The 18105-nt window shown below is 66.4% G+C and carries 20 protein-coding genes and 1 tRNA gene; 13 read left to right on the forward strand and 8 right to left on the reverse strand.

Annotated elements, in window-relative coordinates; translation table 11 throughout:
• The first annotated feature begins 219 nt into the window (after window positions 1-219).
• The 4 genes from DU475_RS02535 (at window position 220) to DU475_RS02550 (ending at window position 4566) form a co-directional block, all read left to right on the forward strand.
• Window positions 220-1089 (forward strand): ADP-polyphosphate phosphotransferase, encoded by an 870-nt coding sequence (locus DU475_RS02535; protein WP_013504393.1) that lies wholly within the window; start codon window positions 220-222, stop codon window positions 1087-1089.
• A gap of 82 nt (window positions 1090-1171) precedes the next feature.
• Window positions 1172-1933: an enoyl-ACP reductase FabI gene (gene fabI, locus DU475_RS02540; protein ID WP_047307464.1), complete on the forward strand. Its 762-nt coding sequence runs from the start codon at window positions 1172-1174 to the stop codon at window positions 1931-1933.
• 24 nt (window positions 1934-1957) lie between these two features.
• The gene (locus DU475_RS02545) at window positions 1958-3373 is read left to right on the forward strand and encodes a bifunctional enoyl-CoA hydratase/phosphate acetyltransferase (protein ID WP_164630496.1); all 1416 of its coding nucleotides are present in this window, start codon (window positions 1958-1960) and stop codon (window positions 3371-3373) included.
• Window positions 3370-4566: an acetate/propionate family kinase gene (locus tag DU475_RS02550; RefSeq protein ID WP_164630498.1), complete on the forward strand. Its 1197-nt coding sequence runs from the start codon at window positions 3370-3372 to the stop codon at window positions 4564-4566. The genes DU475_RS02545 and DU475_RS02550 overlap by 4 nt, the downstream gene beginning before the upstream one ends.
• Here the strand turns inward: DU475_RS02550 and DU475_RS02555 are convergent, their stop codons facing one another.
• Complete coding sequence (locus DU475_RS02555) at window positions 4567-5415, reverse strand: GGDEF domain-containing protein (protein WP_246700225.1); 849 nt, start codon at window positions 5413-5415, stop codon at window positions 4567-4569. It lies immediately after the preceding gene.
• 74 nt (window positions 5416-5489) lie between these two features.
• Here DU475_RS02555 and DU475_RS24185 point away from each other — a divergent pair, with 74 nt between their 5' ends.
• Window positions 5490-5735 (forward strand): hypothetical protein, encoded by a 246-nt coding sequence (locus DU475_RS24185; RefSeq protein WP_246700226.1) that lies wholly within the window; start codon window positions 5490-5492, stop codon window positions 5733-5735.
• 222 nt (window positions 5736-5957) lie between these two features.
• Here the strand turns inward: DU475_RS24185 and DU475_RS02560 are convergent, their stop codons facing one another.
• Entirely contained in the window at window positions 5958-6869 is a 912-nt protein-coding gene (locus DU475_RS02560) for a PaaI family thioesterase (RefSeq protein ID WP_041807551.1), read from the reverse strand.
• A gap of 127 nt (window positions 6870-6996) precedes the next feature.
• Here DU475_RS02560 and DU475_RS02565 point away from each other — a divergent pair, with 127 nt between their 5' ends.
• Window positions 6997-7749 (forward strand): thermonuclease family protein, encoded by a 753-nt coding sequence (locus DU475_RS02565; protein WP_013504387.1) that lies wholly within the window; start codon window positions 6997-6999, stop codon window positions 7747-7749.
• On the opposite strand, the gene DU475_RS02570 is transcribed toward DU475_RS02565, so the two are convergent.
• Window positions 7750-8655, reverse strand: coding sequence for a ketopantoate reductase family protein (locus tag DU475_RS02570; protein WP_164630500.1), 906 nt, complete (start codon window positions 8653-8655; stop codon window positions 7750-7752). It lies immediately after the preceding gene.
• Window positions 8656-8742: 87 nt separating this feature from the next.
• Here DU475_RS02570 and DU475_RS02575 point away from each other — a divergent pair, with 87 nt between their 5' ends.
• Complete coding sequence (locus tag DU475_RS02575) at window positions 8743-9786, forward strand: GMP reductase (RefSeq protein WP_047307459.1); 1044 nt, start codon at window positions 8743-8745, stop codon at window positions 9784-9786.
• Between the two features lie 15 nt (window positions 9787-9801).
• Here DU475_RS02575 and DU475_RS02580 read toward each other — a convergent pair whose 3' ends face one another.
• Entirely contained in the window at window positions 9802-10659 is an 858-nt protein-coding gene (locus DU475_RS02580; RefSeq protein WP_047307458.1) for an HpcH/HpaI aldolase/citrate lyase family protein, read from the reverse strand.
• 207 nt (window positions 10660-10866) lie between these two features.
• On the opposite strand from DU475_RS02580, the gene DU475_RS02585 reads away from it, so the two are divergent.
• A complete protein-coding gene (locus DU475_RS02585; protein WP_164630502.1) occupies window positions 10867-12033 on the forward strand; it encodes an acyl-CoA dehydrogenase family protein in 1167 nt (388 codons plus the stop codon).
• A 161-nt stretch (window positions 12034-12194) separates the two neighbouring features.
• On the opposite strand, the gene DU475_RS02590 is transcribed toward DU475_RS02585, so the two are convergent.
• The 4 genes from DU475_RS02590 to DU475_RS02605 form a co-directional block, all read right to left on the reverse strand.
• Window positions 12195-12269 (reverse strand) — tRNA-Thr (locus DU475_RS02590).
• Window positions 12270-12463: 194 nt separating this feature from the next.
• Window positions 12464-12910 (reverse strand): nuclear transport factor 2 family protein, encoded by a 447-nt coding sequence (locus DU475_RS02595; RefSeq protein WP_164630504.1) that lies wholly within the window; start codon window positions 12908-12910, stop codon window positions 12464-12466.
• Between the two features lie 59 nt (window positions 12911-12969).
• The gene (locus DU475_RS24565) at window positions 12970-13131 is read right to left on the reverse strand and encodes a hypothetical protein (RefSeq protein ID WP_205524193.1); all 162 of its coding nucleotides are present in this window, start codon (window positions 13129-13131) and stop codon (window positions 12970-12972) included.
• A gap of 264 nt (window positions 13132-13395) precedes the next feature.
• Complete coding sequence (locus DU475_RS02605; RefSeq protein WP_047307454.1) at window positions 13396-13692, reverse strand: hypothetical protein; 297 nt, start codon at window positions 13690-13692, stop codon at window positions 13396-13398.
• A 240-nt stretch (window positions 13693-13932) separates the two neighbouring features.
• Between DU475_RS02605 and DU475_RS02610 the strand changes: the two genes are divergently transcribed.
• The 5 genes from DU475_RS02610 (at window position 13933) to DU475_RS02630 (ending at window position 18056) form a co-directional block, all read left to right on the forward strand.
• Window positions 13933-14226: a DUF3551 domain-containing protein gene (locus tag DU475_RS02610; RefSeq protein ID WP_142883590.1), complete on the forward strand. Its 294-nt coding sequence runs from the start codon at window positions 13933-13935 to the stop codon at window positions 14224-14226.
• Window positions 14227-14384: 158 nt separating this feature from the next.
• Window positions 14385-15674, forward strand: coding sequence for a UDP-N-acetylglucosamine 1-carboxyvinyltransferase (murA, locus tag DU475_RS02615; RefSeq protein WP_047307452.1), 1290 nt, complete (start codon window positions 14385-14387; stop codon window positions 15672-15674).
• Window positions 15675-15693: 19 nt separating this feature from the next.
• Complete coding sequence (locus tag DU475_RS02620) at window positions 15694-16143, forward strand: DUF2948 family protein (RefSeq protein WP_047307451.1); 450 nt, start codon at window positions 15694-15696, stop codon at window positions 16141-16143.
• A gap of 129 nt (window positions 16144-16272) precedes the next feature.
• Window positions 16273-17568: a histidinol dehydrogenase gene (gene hisD, locus DU475_RS02625; protein WP_013504376.1), complete on the forward strand. Its 1296-nt coding sequence runs from the start codon at window positions 16273-16275 to the stop codon at window positions 17566-17568.
• Window positions 17565-18056 (forward strand): UPF0262 family protein, encoded by a 492-nt coding sequence (locus DU475_RS02630; RefSeq protein WP_013504375.1) that lies wholly within the window; start codon window positions 17565-17567, stop codon window positions 18054-18056. Before hisD ends, DU475_RS02630 begins: the two co-directional genes overlap by 4 nt.
• Window positions 18057-18105: the final 49 nt, after the last annotated feature.

Consider the following 18105-nt stretch of genomic DNA (forward strand, 5'->3'; position numbering starts at 1 on the left):
TGAAGGACGAATGAGGTAGCTTTATGTCCCCATCCGCACCTTCCGGCGCTCCTGAGGCTTCGGCCGCAACCATAAGTCGCCGATGATGAACGAAGCCTGACTGATCGTGATGCCCGCAGAGACCCGGTGTTCGCAGCCCTGCCGAGATGGTTATAATTCGTGGACCGGTGCGGTCGTCTCCGGCGGGCGACCGCCCGTTCAGCGCCCGAAAGGACAGGAATGAAGATCAGGACCAAGCAATTCCGGGTCGAGGAGGGCACCAGTGTCGACCTCGCCAAATGGCCCACGAGGGTCGATCCGTTCTATGAATCCAAGGAGCATTACCAGGAAATGCTCCGCGCCCAGGTCCAGCGTCTCGCCGATCTGCAGCAACTGCTCTACGCCAGCAACCGCCATGCGGTCCTGCTGATCTTCCAGGCTATGGACGCCGCCGGCAAGGATGGGGTGATCCGCCACGTGATGTCGGGGATCAATCCGCAGGGCTGCCAGGTGTTCAGCTTCAAGCACCCCAGCGCGACCGAGCTGCAGCACGATTTCCTGTGGCGGACCACCCGCGACCTGCCGGAGCGCGGCCGGATCGGCGTCTTCAACCGATCGTACTACGAGGAGGTGCTGATCGTCCGGGTCCACCCGAACATCCTGCAGAGCGAGGCGGTGCCGAACGGTACGCATTTCGGTAAAACGTTCTGGCACAAGCGCTACCGTTCGATCCGCAATCTGGAGCAGCATTTGCACGCCAATGGCACCCGGATCGTGAAGTTCTTCCTGCATCTGTCGAAGGACGAGCAGCGCAAGCGCTTTCTGGCCCGGATCGACGAGCCCAAGAAGAACTGGAAGTTCAGCGTCGCCGACCTCGAAGAGCGGCGCTACTGGGACGACTATATGGAGGCCTATGAGAAGTGCCTCAGCGAGACCTCGAGCGCGGACTCTCCGTGGTATGCGGTTCCGGCCGACGACAAGGAGAATGCGCGGCTGATCGTCTCACAGGTGATCGCCGAGACCATGGAATCGCTCAAAATGAGCTATCCGGAGACCTCGCCCGCCCGGCGCAAAGAGCTATTACGGATGCGTCGGCAATTGTTGAAGTGAGGGGCGACGTCCGGCCGCGCCCGGCGGCTGGCCGCATGTGCCTGTCATGGTGATGACACGGTGCTGAGGTTACGGAGATCGAATGAGCTTGCAAGGTAAGAAGGGGCTGGTCGTCGGGATTGCCAACGACCAGAGCATCGCATTCGGCTGCGCGCGCGCGTTTCGCGATGCCGGTGCCGACATCGCTGTCACCTATCTCAACGACAAGGCCGCGCCTCACGTCACGCCGCTGGCCGAGCAACTCGGCAGTCCGATCGTGGTGCCGTGCGACGTTCGCGAACCGGGGCAGCTCGAGGCGGTGTTCGAGCGGATCAGGACGCAATGGGGGCGGCTCGACTTTTTGCTGCATTCGATCGCGTTCGCGCCGAAGGAGGACCTGCACGGCCGCGTGGTGGATTGCTCGCAGGCCGGCTTCGCGATGGCGATGGACGTGTCGTGCCACTCCTTCATCCGGATGGCCAGACTCGCCGAGCCGCTGATGCCGGACGGCGGCTGCCTGCTCACCGTGTCGTTCTACGGCTCGGAGAAAGTGGTCGAAGACTACAATCTGATGGGGCCGGTCAAGGCCGCGCTGGAGAGCTCGGTGCGCTACATGGCGGCCGAACTGGCGCCGAAGAAAATCCGCGTCCACGCGCTGTCGCCCGGGCCACTCATGACACGCGCCGCATCCGGCATCGCGCGGTTCGACGAACTCTTGGAGCGCACCCGCGCCCGGCTGCCGGCGCATCGGCTCGTCAGCATCGAGGACGTCGGCGCGGTCGCCGCCTTCCTGGTCGGCGACACCGCGCGGTCGCTGACCGGCAATATCGAATACATCGACGCCGGCTATCACGTGATCGGCTGATCGCTGTTCCGGCTGGAGAAAGACATGGAGTACATCCAAAATCGCACCTTCGACGAGATCGCGATCGGCGATACCGCGAGCCTGGTGCGAACGTTGACTTATCGCGACATCGAGGTGTTCGCGGTGATGTCGGGCGACGTCAATCCGATGCACGTCGATGCCGCCTTCGCCAAGAGCGATCTGTTCCATCAGGTGGTGGCGCACGGAATGTGGGGCGGATCGCTGATCTCGACGCTGCTCGGGACGCAACTGCCGGGGCCGGGCACGATCTATCTCGATCAATCGCTGCGCTTCGTCAGGCCGGTCGTGCTCGGCGATACCGTCGCCGTCACGGTAAAGGTGACAGAGAAGAATGCGGCCAAGAAGCGGCTGTTGCTGGACTGCCGCGCCACCAATCAGCGCGGCGAAGAGGTGATCACCGGCCTCGCCGAAGTGATCGCGCCTGTCGAAAAGATCTCGCGACCGCGCGTCCTGTTGCCCGAGATCGATCTCAACCGCACCGCGCAGCGCTACGAACGGCTGATCGAGATGACGCGCGGACTGGAGCCGATCCGTACCGCGGTCGTGCATCCGGTCGATACCGCGTCGCTGCTCGGGGCGGTCGAGGCGGCGCGCGAAGGGTTGATCGTGCCTGTGCTGGTCGGCCCGGAGGCCAAGATCCGCGCCGCCGCGACCCAGGCGGCGCTGGACCTGTCAGGTTACGAGATCGTGGCTGTCGAGCACAGCGACGCTGCCGCCGCAGCCGCCGTGGCGATGGCGCGATCCGGCGAAGTCGAGGCGTTGATGAAGGGCGCGCTGCATACCGACGAGCTGATGCGCGCGGTGGTCGACGGCGCTCGCGGCCTGCGCACCGCGCGGCGGATCAGCCATGTCTATGTGATCGACGCGCCCGACTATCCCCGCGCCCTGCTGGTCACCGATGCTGCGATCAACATCTATCCGTCGCTCGCCGACAAGCGCGATATCATCCAGAACGCGATCGATCTGGCTCATGCGCTTGGTATCGCCGAGCCGCGGGTGGCGATCCTGTCGGCGGTCGAGACCGTCACCGAGAGCATCCGCTCGACGCTGGACGCTGCTGCGCTGTGCAAAATGGCCGAGCGCGGCCAGATCAAAGGCGGCATTCTCGACGGGCCGCTGGCGTTCGACAACGCAGTGTCGGAAGAGGCCGCCAAGACCAAGGGGATCGTCTCGCCGGTCGCCGGCCGTGCCGATGTCTTCGTGGTACCGGACCTCGAGGCGGGTAATATGCTGGCCAAGCAACTCGAATATCTGGCGCACGCCCGGGTCGCCGGGATCGTACTCGGTGCGCGGGTGCCGATCATCCTCACCAGCCGCGCCGACAAGACGCTGGCACGGCTCGGCTCCTGCGCGATCGCGCTGCTCCTCGCCCGGCACAAGGCCGCGGCGCTGCCCAGCCTGTCCGGAGGTGCCGCGTGAGCGATGCCCTGCTGATCCTGAACGCCGGCTCCTCGAGCGTCAAATTCGCGTTGTACGACGCTCATGCCGAACCGACCGCCGAGTGCCTGATCTGTGAGGGCGGCATTGGCAGCCTGGGCCATCGCCCGCATTTCAAGGTGGTGAACAGCGACGGGACCACCAGGCACGACGCCTATCTGCCCGAGGGCTCAAGCCATGACGATGCGATGGCGGTGCTGCTGGACTGGATCGGGTCCACGTTCCCGGAGCAGCGGTTGGCGGCGGTCGGCCATCGCGTGGTCCATGGCGGGGCGCTGTTCGACGGGCCGGTCGAGGTCGATCCGGCGGTGATCGCCCAGCTCCGCGGCTTCGATATGCTGGCGCCGCTGCATCAGCCGCACAACGTCGCGGCGATGGAGGCGCTGGCGAAGCTGCATCCGAACCTGTCGCAGGTCGCCTGTTTCGATACCGCTTTTCACCATCCGCTGCCGGAGCTTGCCACCGCCTTCGCGCTGCCGCGCTGCCTGACCGAGCAGGGCGTGCGGCGCTACGGTTTTCACGGACTGTCCTATGAATATGTCGCCGGCCGGCTTCCGGACGTCGCCGGACAGGCCGTCGCGGACGGCCGGGTGGTGGTCGCGCATCTCGGCGCCGGCGCCAGCATGTGCGCGATGCAGCGCTGCCGGAGCATCGCCACCACCATGGGATTCACCGCGCTCGACGGCCTGATGATGGGTAGCCGCTGCGGCGAACTCGATCCCGGCGTGGTGCTGTATCTGCTCGAAGAGAAAGGCATGACGCCGCGTGAGGTCGAAGACCTGCTGTATCGCAAGTCCGGCCTGCTCGGCGTCTCCGGCATCAGCGACGACATGCGGACGTTGCTGGCGAGTGACGATCCCAGAGCGTGCGAGGCGATCGAGCTGTTTGTGTATCGGGTCGCACGCGAGCTGGGTTCGCTGGCGGCTGCGCTCGGCGGGCTCGACGCGCTCGTGTTCACCGGCGGTATCGGCGAGCACGCCGCGGAAATCCGCCGCCGGGTGTGCGCCCAGGCGGTGTGGCTCGGCGTCGCGCTCGATGACGAGGCCAATGCGAACCTGTCCGGCGCCGGGCGAATCAGCATGCCCGGCAGCAAGGTGTCGGTCTGGGTGATCCCGACTGATGAGGATCTGATGATCGCCCGCCACGTCTGGCGGCTCGCCGACGGCGGGCGCTGATCAGGCAACGTCGGCGCTGGTCTGTCCTATCGCCGGGACGGTTTGGTCATGCTCGGGCATGGTGCCGATCTCCGGCGCCAGCGGCGCATCATCGGTGCAGGAGGTGACCTCGCGAACTCGGCTCGGCCGGTTGCGCTTCACCGCATACAGGGCCTCGTCGGCCCTGCGCAGCAATTCGTCGAGCGTGAAGCCGTCGGTCGGTGCCAGCGCGCTGCCGAAGCTGGCGCCGAGCATCACCGCCTCGCCGGCGACCGCATAGGGCTCCGACAGCGACGCGACGATCCGCCGGCCGAGCCGATCGGCGTCCGCCGGATCCGAGACGTTGGCCCGGACCACGACGAATTCGTCACCGCCGATCCGCGCCGCGAGATCGTCGTCGGCGAGCAGTTCGGTCATCCGCCCGGCGACGATGCGCAGGATCTCATCACCGGCAGCGGGGCCGAACCGGTAGTTCGCCTCCTTGAAGAAATCCAGATCGAGGCTGATCACCGCAAAGCCCTCGCCGTGGCGCGCGAGCCGCCGGGCGAGCTCGTCGAAATGTTCGACCAGATGCCGCCGGTTCGGCAGGTTGGTCAGCGCATCGGCTCGGGCGAGCCGCGTCGCTTCGGCGCGCAGCGTCAGTTGCTCGGCGGTGGTGGCGTGAATGTAGTCGATCAGTTCGAGACCGCCGAATGCGAACAGCAGGAACAGCAGCGCCTGCGCGCCGTGCATCAGGTCGAAATTCCACAGCGCCGCCGCGATCGCCGGCGTCACCGACACCACCAGCGAGGCCTGCACGATCCAGGGCCGGATCGAAAACCGCGTGGTGGTGCCGGCGCAATAGCCGAACACCAGGCCCCCGGCGATCATGTGCGCGGCGAGGTCGGGCAATAGGAAGCAGCGCGTCGCGAAGGCGCCGACGCAGACCCCGGTCGATCACGCCGATGGCGAGCCGGCGCTCCCACAACATCGCCGTCGCGACATCGAGCGGTCGCCGCGCCACGGCACGGTCGAACGCGAAGCACAGCGCCAGCCGGCCGAGCGTCACCGCCATGCCGGTGACGCCGATCACCGCCATCACCGCGTCGCGGGTCTGCCAGGCGACGGCGAGGCCCGTGCTCAGCGTCGCGCAGCCGACCACCACGATCGGCCAGCGCGCGGTGTACAGCAACCGAACGAATTCGATGTAGACGGCGTTCGCGATCTTGCTGTTCGCGGTCATCGGAGGGGGTCGATCTCGCAGCAATGTGCCGCGAGAGGCCAGTGCCCGTTGCGACAGCGCGATACCTATTCCTGCAATGCTGAATCCGGGGTGAAACCGGTTCCGCCGGGCGAAGCGTGGTGAATCGCCGCTTAATCGCGGCTCCGTTGCCCCGGTGTCGGCGGTGATTGTTGCAGGCCGAGTGCGGGATCTACTCGGCCACGCCGGAGCGCAGTTTGAAATGGCCGTAGCACGATGCGATCGGCTCGGCAGGATCGCGCTGATAGGCCTGTGCTTCGAACGCCACCACGCGGCGGCCCTGCTTGACGATCGAGACCTTGGCGAAGGTGTCGAGCGGCCGGCCGGAGCGCAAGTAGTTCACCGTCAGACCGATCGGCTTCGGCGCGGCGGCGAGGCCCATCTCGCGCCGAACGCTGACGATCGCCGCCGTCTCGAGGAATGCACCGATCACGCCGCCGTGAAGCGCCGGGAGGATGGGATTGCCGACCAGCTTCGGATTGTAGGGCATCATCGCCCGCGCGTCGTCGTCGACCCGGATGCCGAGGAAGCGCGGATACGGGCTGATCGCCAGCGGCCCGTCGGGATCGTCCGGCGCCACCAGCTCCGGTGGGGAGTCCATCGTCACCTTCGGCGTCTGCCGTAGCATGTCGGTGCGGTTGGCGCCGATCATGAACATCGCGGTGGCGGTGGCGATCGGGACGTCCTCGGCGTCCTGATAGGCGGTGGCGCGAACGAACGCGATCGAGCGCGTGATGTGATAGCAATGGGCGTGGGCGCGCATCTCTTGTCCGGGCGTCGCCGGCCGCAAGTAATCGATCCGCAGATCGAGCGTGGCGATCGCGGCTGTCCCGGGCAGTGCGAGCTGCACCGCCATGCCGCAGCTTTCGTCGAGCATCGCGGTGACGACGCCGCCGTGGATGACCCCGGTCGAGACGTCGCCGACGAACACCGGGTGATACGGCAGGCTGCTCCACGCCTCCGCCGGCGCATAGCGGTCGAGCTGCAAGCCGATGATGGCGCCGTGGATCGAACGACGGTTCTGAATCATCCGCGCCTTGTCGTCGAACGACATCGCCGGACCGTGGATCGCTGGATCGGACATGAAGCGGTTCTAGCAAGTGCCCGCGCGCTCGCAAAGCGCTCCGGCGTTGGGCGACTACCATTTCGGCGCACGGCTGGTATGACTGTGAATGGCCGGAGTGGTCGCCAGGCGGGACGAGGATTTGAGAATGCGTCGACTGATCGTGATGGTGCTGGGGCTGGCGATGATGACGTCGCCGGCGGTCGCCGCCGATGCGGTGGTGAAGGACGGCGATACGGTGCAGCTCGGCGACAAGGTGTTCCGGCTGGAGGGGATCGATGCGCCGGAGCTCGATCAGCGCTGTGTCAACCAGTTCGCCGATCCGTCGGCCTGCGGGATCGAGGCCCGCGATGCGCTGGTCAAGCTGATCGGTGGCCGCAGCGTCGCTTGTCGCGATCTGGGGCCCGACCCGGTGTTCAAGGGAAGACGCCTCGGCACCTGCGCGATCGCCGGTGAGACCGACAGTCTCAGCCGCCGCATGGTGCAGGACGGCTTTGCACTGAACGCCGTCACCGGCGGCAAGGATCGTTTCGCCGGCGACGAGGCCAAAGCGAGGGATGAGCACAAGGGATTGTGGCAGGGCTGCTTCGTGGCGCCGAACGACTTCAGGCGCTGGAACAGGGACGCCGCGCTGCGCGGCGCCGCTTGTCGTGAGGACAAGCGCGCCGCGCTGATCGAAGCGATGTTTCCTGATACCCCGGCGATGCTGCCGGGCTGCACCATCAAGGGCAAGATCGCCAGACGAGCCCGCATCACCGGTAATGTCGGCCTGTATCAGATCCGCGGTTGTCCGAGCTACGCCAGCCTGACCAAACCGAACCGCTGGTTCTGCTCGGAGGACGACGCGCGCGCCGCCGGCTTCCGCAAGGCCTACAACTGCCGGATCAAGACGACGCCTTGATCAGTGCGAGGCGGTGCCGCGGCTGGTTTCGATCAGCTTGACCATCACCGTCAGCGCCAGATTGGTCGGGGTCGGCACGCCGCGCGCGGCGCCGAGCCGCGCCACGGTGCCGTTGAGAAAATCGATCTCGCTCGGCTTTCCGCGTGTCAGATCCTGCGCGGTCGACGATTTCTGACTCGGCATTGCTGCCGGCAGCGCCAGCGTCCTGGTCATGACGTCGTCGGGAATGCTGACGCCGCCTGCATGTGCGACGGCAATGCACTCGTTGATGACATTGATCACGACCTCCCGGGCGCCGTCGACCGCAAGCAGCGGACCGTAGGGCAGGTCGGCGATTGCCGACAGCGCATTGTAGGCGCAGTTCAAAATCAGCTTCGACCACAGCGCCTGATCGATGTCGGCTGCGACCGTGGTGGGAATCTTCGCCGCCGTCAGCATCGCAGCGATCGCCTCGCTCTGCGCCGAGGCGCCGATCAGCAGGTCACCACGACCGTGATGCCGCACATGGCCGGGGCCGGCCATCTCTGTGCCGACATAGACCACCGAGGCGATCACCGGATGACCGATCGCTGCTTGCAGCCGGGTCGCGTTGTCGACGCCGTTCTGCAGACTGAGGATCACGCTGTCCGGCTTCAGGCGAGGCTGCAGCGCGCGGCCCGCGCTCTCGGTGTCGGCCGACTTGACGCAGAACAGCACCAGATCGGGCGGGGCGATGGTGCCGGGTTCGGTGAAGGCGCGCACCGGGATGGGCTGGGTGCCGTCCTTGGTGTCGAGCAGCAGGCCGTTCGCCTCGATCGCATCGACATGGCTTTGTCGTCCGATCAGCGTCACGTCGTGGCCGGCCAGCGACAGCAATCCGCCGAAATAGCACCCGACCGCGCCGGCCCCCATCACTGCCACTTGCATTCCGTTCTCCCTTCCCGTGCGCCAACCAATGCGCAATGATTCCTTTCTAAGGTCGACGTTCGGCCGATGAAACCGGGAGTGGCGCGCGTGCACATCGATTTGAACCCGAAGCTCGACTTTCGCGACGTGCTGATCCGGCCCAAACGCTCGGTGCTGTCGTCGCGGTTCGAGGCCAACATCACCCGCAGCTTGCGTTTTCGCCATTCCAGCCGCGCCTGGACCGGGTTTCCGCTGATCGCCTCCAACATGGATACCATCGGCACGTTGGAGATGGCGCGCGCCTTCAAGCCGTTCGGCGCGCTGGTCGCCCTGCACAAGTTCCATGATCCGGATCGGTTGGCCGAGTATCTGTCGAGCGACGAGGACGCCAACGTGTTCGTCACTGTCGGCACCGGCGCGGCCGATTGGGAGCGGCTCGCCGCCGTGAAGGCCAAAGTGAAGGTGCCGATGCTGAACATCGACGTTGCCAACGGCTACACCGAGGCGTTCGTGCGCGCGGTGGCCAAGCTGCGCGAGGAGAATCCGGACGCGATCATCATGGCCGGCACGGTAGTCACCGCCGAGATGACCGAGGCGCTGGTGATCGCCGGCGCCGACATCGTCCGCGTCGGCATTGGCTCCGGCTCGGTGTGTACCACGCGCGATCTCACCGGCGTCGGCTATCCGCAGCTCTCCGCCGTGATCGAATGCGCCGACGCGGCGCACGGGCTGAAAGGCCACGTCTGCTCGGACGGCGGCTGTGTCGTCCCCGGCGATCTCGCCAAGGCGTATGGCGGTGGCGCCGACTTCGTGATGCTCGGCGGCATGCTGGCCGGGCACGACGAGTGCGGCGGCGAACTGAGATGCGTCGAACAGGATGGCCGGCAGGTGCCCACCAGCATGGTGTTCTACGGCATGTCGTCGGAGACCGCGATGAACAAATATCACGGCGGCGTCGCCGATTATCGCGCGGCGGAAGGCAAGACCGTCGAGGTGCCGTATCGCGGCGAGGTCCGCGCCACGGTGGAGAAGATTGCCGGCGGCCTGCGCTCGGCGATGACCTACATCGGCGCCGAGAACCTGAAGGAGATTCCGAAGCGGACGACCTTCATTCTGGTCAATGCGCAGCGCAACACCGTGTTCGACCGCTGAGCGTCGTCGCGGGCATCAGCGCGCCAGCCGGCCGAGGATTTTCTCGGCCGCGCGCAGATGCGGCCGGTCGATCATGCGGCCATCGAGCCGCAGCGTGCCGGCATCGCGATTGGCCGCGAACGCGGCGACAACTTTTTCCGCCCACGCGCGCTCCGCTGCGGTCGGCGCAAACGCGGCGTTGACGATCTCGACCTGCTTGGGGTGGATCAGCGCCTTGGCGCCGAAACCGTCGCGCCGCGCGGCGCGTGTCTCCTGCTCCAGCCCGGCGAGGTCGTCGATGTCGGTGTACACCGCGTCGATCGCGGTGACGCCCGCCGCTGCAGCGCCCATCAGGCACAGATCGCGCGCCAATCGGTAGGGCGAGTGCAATTCGCCGCCGCTGCGGTTCTGGCTGGCGCCGAGCGAGGCGGCGAGATCTTCCGCGCCCCACATCAGCCCCTCGAGCCGCGGCGAGCAATCCTGGTAGCTGCCGAGACCGAAGATCGCGCCGGCGGTCTCGGTTGCCACCACCACGATGCGCGTTGTGCCCGCCGCAAGCCGGGCCGCGGCCTCGAACGCATCGAGCCACAGCGTCAAGGTGCGCACCTCGTCGCCGCCGCGTGACTTCGGCAGCACGATGCCGTCCGGCGCCGCCGGCATCACCGCCGCGAGATCGTCGAGAGTGCGGCCGCTGTCGAGCGCGTTGACGCGAACGTAGAGTTGCTGCCCGGTGCGCGGGGCCTGCAACATCGTGCGCGTCAGCGTGCGGGCTTCGTCCTTCTTTTCCGGCACGACGGAGTCTTCGAGATCGAGGATCAGCGCGTCGGCTGCGCCCTGTACGGCCTTGTCGAACTTACGCGGGCTGTCGCCTGGAACGAACAACATCGAACGCATCGGGCGTGCTCCGCGATTCCGGCGCATCGCATTGCGGATGCGATTGTTGACAGTGGATTCGACCTATAGGAACGTTTTGCCGCACAAACAACAATGATGGCGCCCCCCGGAAGGCGCGCCGCTCCAGGCAACGCCGTTCCGTGCGACGGAATCTGTCGTCGCGCATTCGCTGAACGGCTCCGCCGGCACCCAAGGACATCACCCACCATGGACTTCGCACTCACCGATCAGCAGCAAGCCATCCGCGACGCCATCGCCAAAATCTGCAGCGGTTTCGACGACGCCTATTGGCTGAAGAAGGACCGCGAGGGCGGCTTTCCCCACGACTTCCACAAGGCGCTGGCCGACGCCGGCTGGCTCGGCATCTGCGTGCCGGAAGCCTATGGCGGCTCCGGCCTCGGCATCACCGAGGCCGCGATCATGATGCGCACGATCTCGGAATCCGGTGCCGGCATGTCGGGTGCTTCGGCGGTGCATATCAACGTGTTCGGCCTCAATCCGGTCGTCGTGTTCGGCACCGAGGAGCAGCGCCGGCGGATGCTGCCGCCGATGGTCGAGGGCCGCGACAAGGCCTGCTTCGCAGTCACCGAGCCCAACACCGGCCTCAATACCACGCAGCTTAAGACCCGTGCGGTGCGGAAGGGCGACCGCTATCTCGTCAACGGCCAGAAGGTGTGGATCTCGACAGCACAGGTCGCCAACAAGATTCTGCTGCTGGCGCGTACCACGCCGCTCGAAGAGGTGAAATCGCCGACCCACGGCCTCAGCCTGTTCTATGCGGATCTCGATCGCACCAAAATCAAGGTGCACGAGATCGAGAAGATGGGCCGCAAGATCGTCGACTCCAACGAATTGTTCTTCGAGGATTTCGAGATCCCGGTCGAGGACCGGATCGGCGAGGAGGGCAAGGGCTTCCACTACATCCTCGAAGGCATGAACCCGGAGCGCATCCTGATCGCGGCCGAGGCGGTCGGGCTCGGCAAGCTGGCGCTGTCGCGCGCGGCCGACTACGCCAAGACCCGGATCGTGTTCAACCGCCCGATCGGGCAGAACCAGGGGATTCAGCATCCGCTCGCCAAGAACTGGGTCGAACTGGAAGCGGCGTGGTTGATGGTGATGTCGGCGGCCTGGCAATACGACCACGGCATGGCCTGCGGCGCCGCCGCCAATGCGGCGAAGTATCTGGCCGGCGAGGCCGGCTTCACCGCCTGCGAGCAGGCGGTGATGACCCATGGCGGCTTCGGCTACGCCAAGGAGTATCACGTCGAGCGCTACTTGCGCGAGGTGATGATCCCGCGCATCGCCCCGGTCAGCCCGCAACTGGCGCTCAGCTTCATCGCCGAGAAAGTTCTCGGTCTGGCGAAGTCGTACTGAGGCGCGCAGACGACACGGTCGTCGCAAGCTATGCCTCGCTGTCGCGTTCCTTGGCGCGTCTGCTCCCGGCGATCCCTACCTGGGGATCAAGGACGAGCGGCTTCAGAGACACGCGCCGAGCGCAAGATTCGGTCGAATTGGGGAAGAGTTGTGAAAATCGCTGGTGCTGCCGGACAGGATTGAACTGTCGACCTCTCCCTTACCAAGGGAGTGCTCTACCACTGAGCTACGGCAGCATCGACCGGGCGGGGAATCAGCCAGTGGGGCTCCCGCGCGGCGCGGCCGTTCCTTGCCACAGGGCATCATCCGGCGCAAGCGGATCACGCCGGATGATGAGGAAAAACCGGTCCCCGCCATGGCGAATGGGGCGCATCGCCCCTTTGGGCGCTCCTTCGGGCGCCCCGTTCGGGCGTTCGCGCCCTGCGAGAGCTCAGTGGATCGGTGTGGAACGTTTGATTTGCATGAGTTGCGGGCCGATGCGGCGGCCGATTTCCTCGCCGAGCGCCGACAGCGCCCGCAGCGGGCGGATCAAGACCTCGAATTCGGCGATTTCGCCGTCGTCGTTGAACCGCATCAGGTCGATACCCTTGAGATCCCAGCCGTCGATCGCCGCGCTGAACTCCAGCGCGATCTCCTGACGACCGCCGACATAGGTGCGATGGTAACGAAATCCTTGAAAGATGCTGGAGACGGTGCACAGAACCAGCAGACAGGCGGTGCGCCCGCCAATCGGCGATCGGACAACGGGCGAGTGCAGCACGACGTCCTCGGCGAGCAGCGGTCGCATCCGGTCGGAGTTCCGGCTGACGAATACGTCATGCCAGACGGCCAGCGTCCGCTGCGCCGCCGGCGCGATCCCCGAAGCATCGATTGTCATAGCTGTCTCACTCGCGGCAATATGCCGAGACCATTATGTCGAAGAATAGAGGCTGGAGTTCAGTGGTATTCACCATGGCCGATATGCAGGATTCGCCACCTCGGGGAGCCAGTCGTGAGCAGCGGCTGGCCGACGCGTTGCGCGCCAATCTGAAGCGCCGCAAGGCGCAGGCTCGCGGTCGCGCCGAGCCGGTGGCCGCATGCCCGGTTGGGATCGTTCAAGACGCACCGGATGGCGGCAGTCATGGTCCTGCTGGCCGGCGTGGCGACGCTGGCGGCAACTGACACAGCCGGCCGCCGGATTGCGATGGCGGACCCGACGCGGCGGACGATCGGCCGGATGTCCCCGGACCACGCGGCTCTCCATTGTCGCCTAGCATCCTCCGCGCCATCAACATCAGCTCGGCCGCTGTCTAAAATGAAAAGAGGCCCCGGTCACACCGGAGCCTCCAATCGCCAGGGCTTTGCAAACCAGGCCGTCGTGCCTTAGCGGCCGACGCTTCCGGCCGGCGCACCATTGGAATTGGTGTTGCCGCGCGTTCCGACCTCGCCCTGGGCTGCGGGCGGAGCGGCCGGGGTGTTGGGGGCGTTCATGCGGTCGCCGCCCATGCCGGTGGTGGTGCCGGGCGCCATGGTCCCGGCGCGCGGTGCGCCCTTGTCGACATTCTGCGACCCCATCGCGTTGCCGCGCGAGTCGGTCTGGCTCTGGGCAGCCGCGGCCATCGTGGTTGCGAGCAGCGCAGCAGTGGCAACACCGGTCAGTCGGGTAAGTCGGGATTTCATAGGACCTCCTTGGGTAAATGGTGCGATCGCACCGATAAGGTCCCAACGAACGGCTGTTCGGGCCGTTCCTGTTGCGCGCCGCCGAGGCGATAACTTCCGCGTCGGCAGGGTATCAAATCGTGATCCCCCGAACAGGGAGCAAAAAGGGCCTGTCGTGCCGCGAAGGGGGCGAACCGCTGGCGTGGCAGGAACGACAAATCCGGCGACGGGTTGTCACCGCACATCCAAGGAGGAGCTTCCATGTTGTCCAAGGTCAAGACTGCCGCGCGTTCGCGGGCTGCTGCGCTCGCATTGTCGTCGGTTGCGGTCGTTGCGGCCGCCCTGTTCGCGGTGACGCCGGCGGCGGAAGCGCGCACTTACGGGTATTGTCTGACCTCCCCGGGCTACGGCTATCCTGGCGATTGCAGCTATGCTTCATACCGTCAGTGCCGTGCGGCGGCTTCGGGGCGTCTGGCCGACTGCATCGTCAATCCGCGCGCGGCGTTCCGAGAGCCCCGCCATCGCGATTACCGCACTTACGGCCAGGGCTGGTAACGCCCGGAGTGCGCGGCGAACGGCACCCGGCCCCTGATTGGGCGTTGAAAGGCGCGGTGCGCCGTTGCTGGCGCCCATGAAATCGCCTCAAATTCCACGCTTTTGCCACGGGCGGCGCTTCTGCCGTATAATTCCAAGGCAAATCAGCGGGAATCGGCATGGATCGGATCAGGATCATCGGCGGCAACGAGCTGCGGGGCACCATCCCGATTTCGGGGGCCAAGAACGCGGCGCTGCCTCTGATGATCGCTGCTCTGCTGACCGACGAAACCCTGATCCTCGACAATGTGCCGCGTCTGGCCGACGTCGCGCTGCTGCAGCGTATTCTCGGCAACCACGGCGTCGACATCATGGCGGCCGGCAAGCGACCGGGCGATCATGAATATCAGGGCCAGACGCTGCACATCTCCGCCAAGTCCATCGTCGACACCACCGCGCCATACGATCTGGTGTCGAAGATGCGCGCCAGCTTCTGGGTGATCGCGCCGCTGGTGGCGCGGATGCACGAAGCCAAAGTGTCGCTGCCGGGCGGCTGCGCGATCGGCACCCGGCCGGTCGATCTTCTGATCATGGCACTTGAAAAGCTCGGAGCCGAGATCACGATCGACGGCGGCTACGTCATTGCCAAGGCGCCGGGCGGCCTGAAGGGCGCCACCATCCCGTTCCCCAAGGTCACGGTCAGCGGTACCCACGTGGCGGTGATGGCGGCGGCGCTCGCCAATGGCACCACGATCATCGACAACGCCGCTTGCGAACCCGAGATTGTCGACGTCGCCGACTGCCTCAACAAGATGGGCGCCAGGATCACCGGCGCCGGCACGCCGCGGATCATCATCGAGGGCGTCGCCAAGCTGCACGGCGCCCGCCACACCGTGCTGCCGGACCGGATCGAGACCGGCACCTATGCGATGGCGGTGGCGATGGCCGGCGGCGAGGTTCAGCTCTCCGGCGCCCGCCCAGAACTGCTGCAGGCAGCGCTCGACGTGCTGACCGAGGCCGGCGCCACCATCACGGTCAACAACGACGGCATCAAGGTGTCGCGCAACGGCGCCGGCATCAGCCCGGTGACCGTCACCACCGCGCCGTTCCCGGGCTTCCCGACCGATCTGCAGGCGCAACTGATGGCGCTGATGACCCGCGCCAAGGGCGCCTCGCATATCACCGAGACGATCTTCGAAAACCGCTTCATGCACGTCCAGGAGCTGGCGCGGTTCGGCGCCAAGATCTCGCTCGACGGCGAGACCGCGACCATCGACGGCGTCGAGCGGCTGCGCGGCGCGCCGGTGATGGCGACCGACCTGCGCGCCTCGGTGTCGCTGGTGATCGCCGCGCTCGCGGCCGAGGGCGAGACCATGGTCAATCGTATCTATCACCTCGATCGCGGCTTCGAGCGGCTCGAAGAGAAACTGTCGGCCTGCGGCGCCAATATCGAGCGCATCAGCGGCTGACGCCGCAAAGGGGCCGGCTGTGGCGGATCTCAAACTGCTCGCCTTCGATCCCGACGATCTCGCGGTGATTTCCGCGCACGTCCAGGATGCCCGTGTCGAGATCGGCGACATCGTCTGGCGTCAGGCCGAGAAGCGTCTGGTGATCGGGCTGCACCGGCTGGACTGGGAGCAGACGTTGTCCGGCGAGCCGGTGCCCGGCCGGCTGATCGCGGCGCTGCGGTTCGAACGGGTACTGGCCTGCAAGTCCCGCGCAATCGACATGACCGCCGGGACCGAAGCGCTGGAATTGATCGGCCTTGAATTCTATTCCGCGCCGGAGCCGCCGGGCGGCAGCGTGGTGATGATGTTCTCCCGCGGCGGCGTGCTGCGGCTCGACGTCGAATGCCTCGAATGCGCGCTGACCGATCTCGGCCCGGATCCGGTCGGTGGCCCCGGGACTTTGCCGGATGATCGTGATGGGCTCGGCTGATCCGGCGGCCCGTGGCAGACGTCGCGCTAGCCGCCGAAAACCGCGCGGGTTATGAGGGTTGACGACGGTAAGACGCCGCGCCATTGAGCAGAGGCCGCCCCGCCGCAGCCGCCCGCCGGATCAATCGACATGCCCCTTCGTCTCGACAACGCCAGTCCCGATTTCGCTCCCAAGTTCAAAGCCTTCCTGGCGATGAAGCGGGAGGTTGCGGCAGATATCGAGGCCGCCACCCGCGCCATCGTCGACGATGTGGCGCATCGCGGCGATGCTGCCCTGCTCGAGGCGACCGAGAAGTTCGATCGGCTGACGCTGGACGCAGCCGGGATGCGGGTCGGCGAGGCAGAGGTCGAAGCCGCCGTGAAGGCGTGCGATTCCGAGACGATCGACGCGCTGAAGCTGGCGCGCGACCGCATCGAATTCTTCCATCGCCGGCAGTTGCCGAAGGACGACCGCTTCACCGATCCGCTCGGCGTCGAACTCGGCTGGCGCTGGAGCGCGATCGAGGCGGTCGGCCTGTACGTGCCCGGCGGCACCGCGGCGTATCCGTCGTCGGTGCTGATGAATGCGATTCCGGCCAAGGTGGCTGGCGTCGAGCGCGTGGTGATGGTGGTGCCGTCGCCCGGCGGCACGCTCAACCCGCTGGTGCTGGCCGCGGCGCAGCTCGCCGGCGCAACGGAGATTTACCGCATCGGCGGTGCGCAGGCGGTGGCCGCATTGGCCTATGGCACTGCGACGATTGCGCCGGTCGCCAAGATCGTCGGCCCGGGGAACGCCTACGTTGCCGCTGCCAAGCGGCTGGTGTTCGGTCGCGTCGGCATCGACATGATCGCCGGCCCGTCGGAAGTCGTGGTGGTCGCCGACAAGACCGCCAATCCGGACTGGATCGCGGCCGATCTGCTGGCGCAGGCCGAGCACGACGCCAACGCGCAATCGATTCTGATTACCGATAGCGCCGTATTGGCTGCAGACGTCGAGCGTGCGGTCGCGTCGCAGCTCATCACCTTGTCGCGGGCCAAGATCGCGCGCGCCTCGTGGGACGAGTTCGGCGCCATCATCAAGGTCGCCAAGCTGGACGATGCGGTCCCGCTCGCCAACGCGATCGCGGCCGAGCATCTCGAGATCATGACCGCCGATCCGGAAGCGTTCGCGGCCAGGATCCGCAACGCCGGCGCGATTTTCCTCGGCGGCCATACGCCGGAAGCGATCGGCGATTATGTCGGCGGCTCCAACCACGTGCTGCCGACCGCGCGGTCGGCGCGGTTCTCGTCGGGGCTCGGCGTGCTCGACTTCATGAAGCGGACCTCGATCCTGAAATGCGGTCCCGAGCAGCTCGCCGCGCTCGGGCCGGCCGCAATCGCGCTCGGCAACGCCGAAGGCCTGGACGCGCATGCGCGATCGGTGGGACTGCGTCTGAATCAGCGATGAGCAATCCGGAACCAGACGATTCCAACAATCGCATCGTCGCGGTCACGCTCGACGAGGAATCGATCGGGCGCTCGGGACCGGACATCGAGCACGAGCGCGCCATCGCGATCTACGATCTGGTCGAGAAGAATCTTTTCGCGCCGGAGGGCGCGGGCGAGGGGCCGTTCACGCTGCACATCGGCATCACCGGCAACCGGCTGATGTTCGACATCCGCCGCGAGGACGGCGCGCCGGTGATCACCCATCTTCTGTCGCTGACGCCGTTCCGCCGTATCGTGAAGGACTACTTCATGATCTGCGACAGTTACTATCAGGCGATCCGCACCGCCACGCCCGACAAGATCGAAGCCATCGACATGGGGCGCCGCGGCATCCACGACGAAGGCTCGCGCACGCTGCAGGAGCGGCTCGCCGGCAAGGTGCGGATCGATTTCGACACCGCGCGGCGGCTGTTCACGCTGATCTCCGTGCTGCACTGGAAGGGCTGACGATGCGCGGCGCGCGCGGGGCAACCTGGCGTGGGCCGAGCGGCGGACG

Source organism: Rhodopseudomonas sp. WA056, assembly GCF_010906995.1.
GTDB classification, from domain to species: domain Bacteria; phylum Pseudomonadota; class Alphaproteobacteria; order Rhizobiales; family Xanthobacteraceae; genus Rhodopseudomonas; species Rhodopseudomonas palustris_G.

Bases quoted from the DNA above. Each gene is read 5' to 3' on its own strand.
- DU475_RS02565 (WP_013504387.1), top strand. From the start codon at position 6,997: ATGCGTCGACTGATCGTGATGGTGCTGGGGCTGGCGATGATGACGTCG.
- murA (WP_047307452.1), top strand. From the start codon at position 14,385: ATGGATCGGATCAGGATCATCGGCGGCAACGAGCTGCGGGGCACCATC.
- DU475_RS02585 (WP_164630502.1), top strand. From the start codon at position 10,867: ATGGACTTCGCACTCACCGATCAGCAGCAAGCCATCCGCGACGCCATC.
- fabI (WP_047307464.1), top strand. From the start codon at position 1,172: ATGAGCTTGCAAGGTAAGAAGGGGCTGGTCGTCGGGATTGCCAACGAC.
- DU475_RS24185 (WP_246700226.1), top strand. From the start codon at position 5,490: ATGGCGAGCCGGCGCTCCCACAACATCGCCGTCGCGACATCGAGCGGT.
- DU475_RS02580 (WP_047307458.1), bottom strand. From the start codon at position 10,659: ATGCGTTCGATGTTGTTCGTTCCAGGCGACAGCCCGCGTAAGTTCGAC.
- DU475_RS02545 (WP_164630496.1), top strand. From the start codon at position 1,958: ATGGAGTACATCCAAAATCGCACCTTCGACGAGATCGCGATCGGCGAT.
- DU475_RS02570 (WP_164630500.1), bottom strand. From the start codon at position 8,655: ATGCAAGTGGCAGTGATGGGGGCCGGCGCGGTCGGGTGCTATTTCGGC.
- DU475_RS02555 (WP_246700225.1), bottom strand. From the start codon at position 5,415: ATGATCGCCGGGGGCCTGGTGTTCGGCTATTGCGCCGGCACCACCACG.
- DU475_RS02560 (WP_041807551.1), bottom strand. From the start codon at position 6,869: ATGTCCGATCCAGCGATCCACGGTCCGGCGATGTCGTTCGACGACAAG.
- DU475_RS02630 (WP_013504375.1), top strand. From the start codon at position 17,565: ATGAGCAATCCGGAACCAGACGATTCCAACAATCGCATCGTCGCGGTC.
- DU475_RS02610 (WP_142883590.1), top strand. From the start codon at position 13,933: ATGTTGTCCAAGGTCAAGACTGCCGCGCGTTCGCGGGCTGCTGCGCTC.
- DU475_RS02605 (WP_047307454.1), bottom strand. From the start codon at position 13,692: ATGAAATCCCGACTTACCCGACTGACCGGTGTTGCCACTGCTGCGCTG.
- DU475_RS02595 (WP_164630504.1), bottom strand. From the start codon at position 12,910: ATGACAATCGATGCTTCGGGGATCGCGCCGGCGGCGCAGCGGACGCTG.
- hisD (WP_013504376.1), top strand. From the start codon at position 16,273: ATGCCCCTTCGTCTCGACAACGCCAGTCCCGATTTCGCTCCCAAGTTC.
- DU475_RS02535 (WP_013504393.1), top strand. From the start codon at position 220: ATGAAGATCAGGACCAAGCAATTCCGGGTCGAGGAGGGCACCAGTGTC.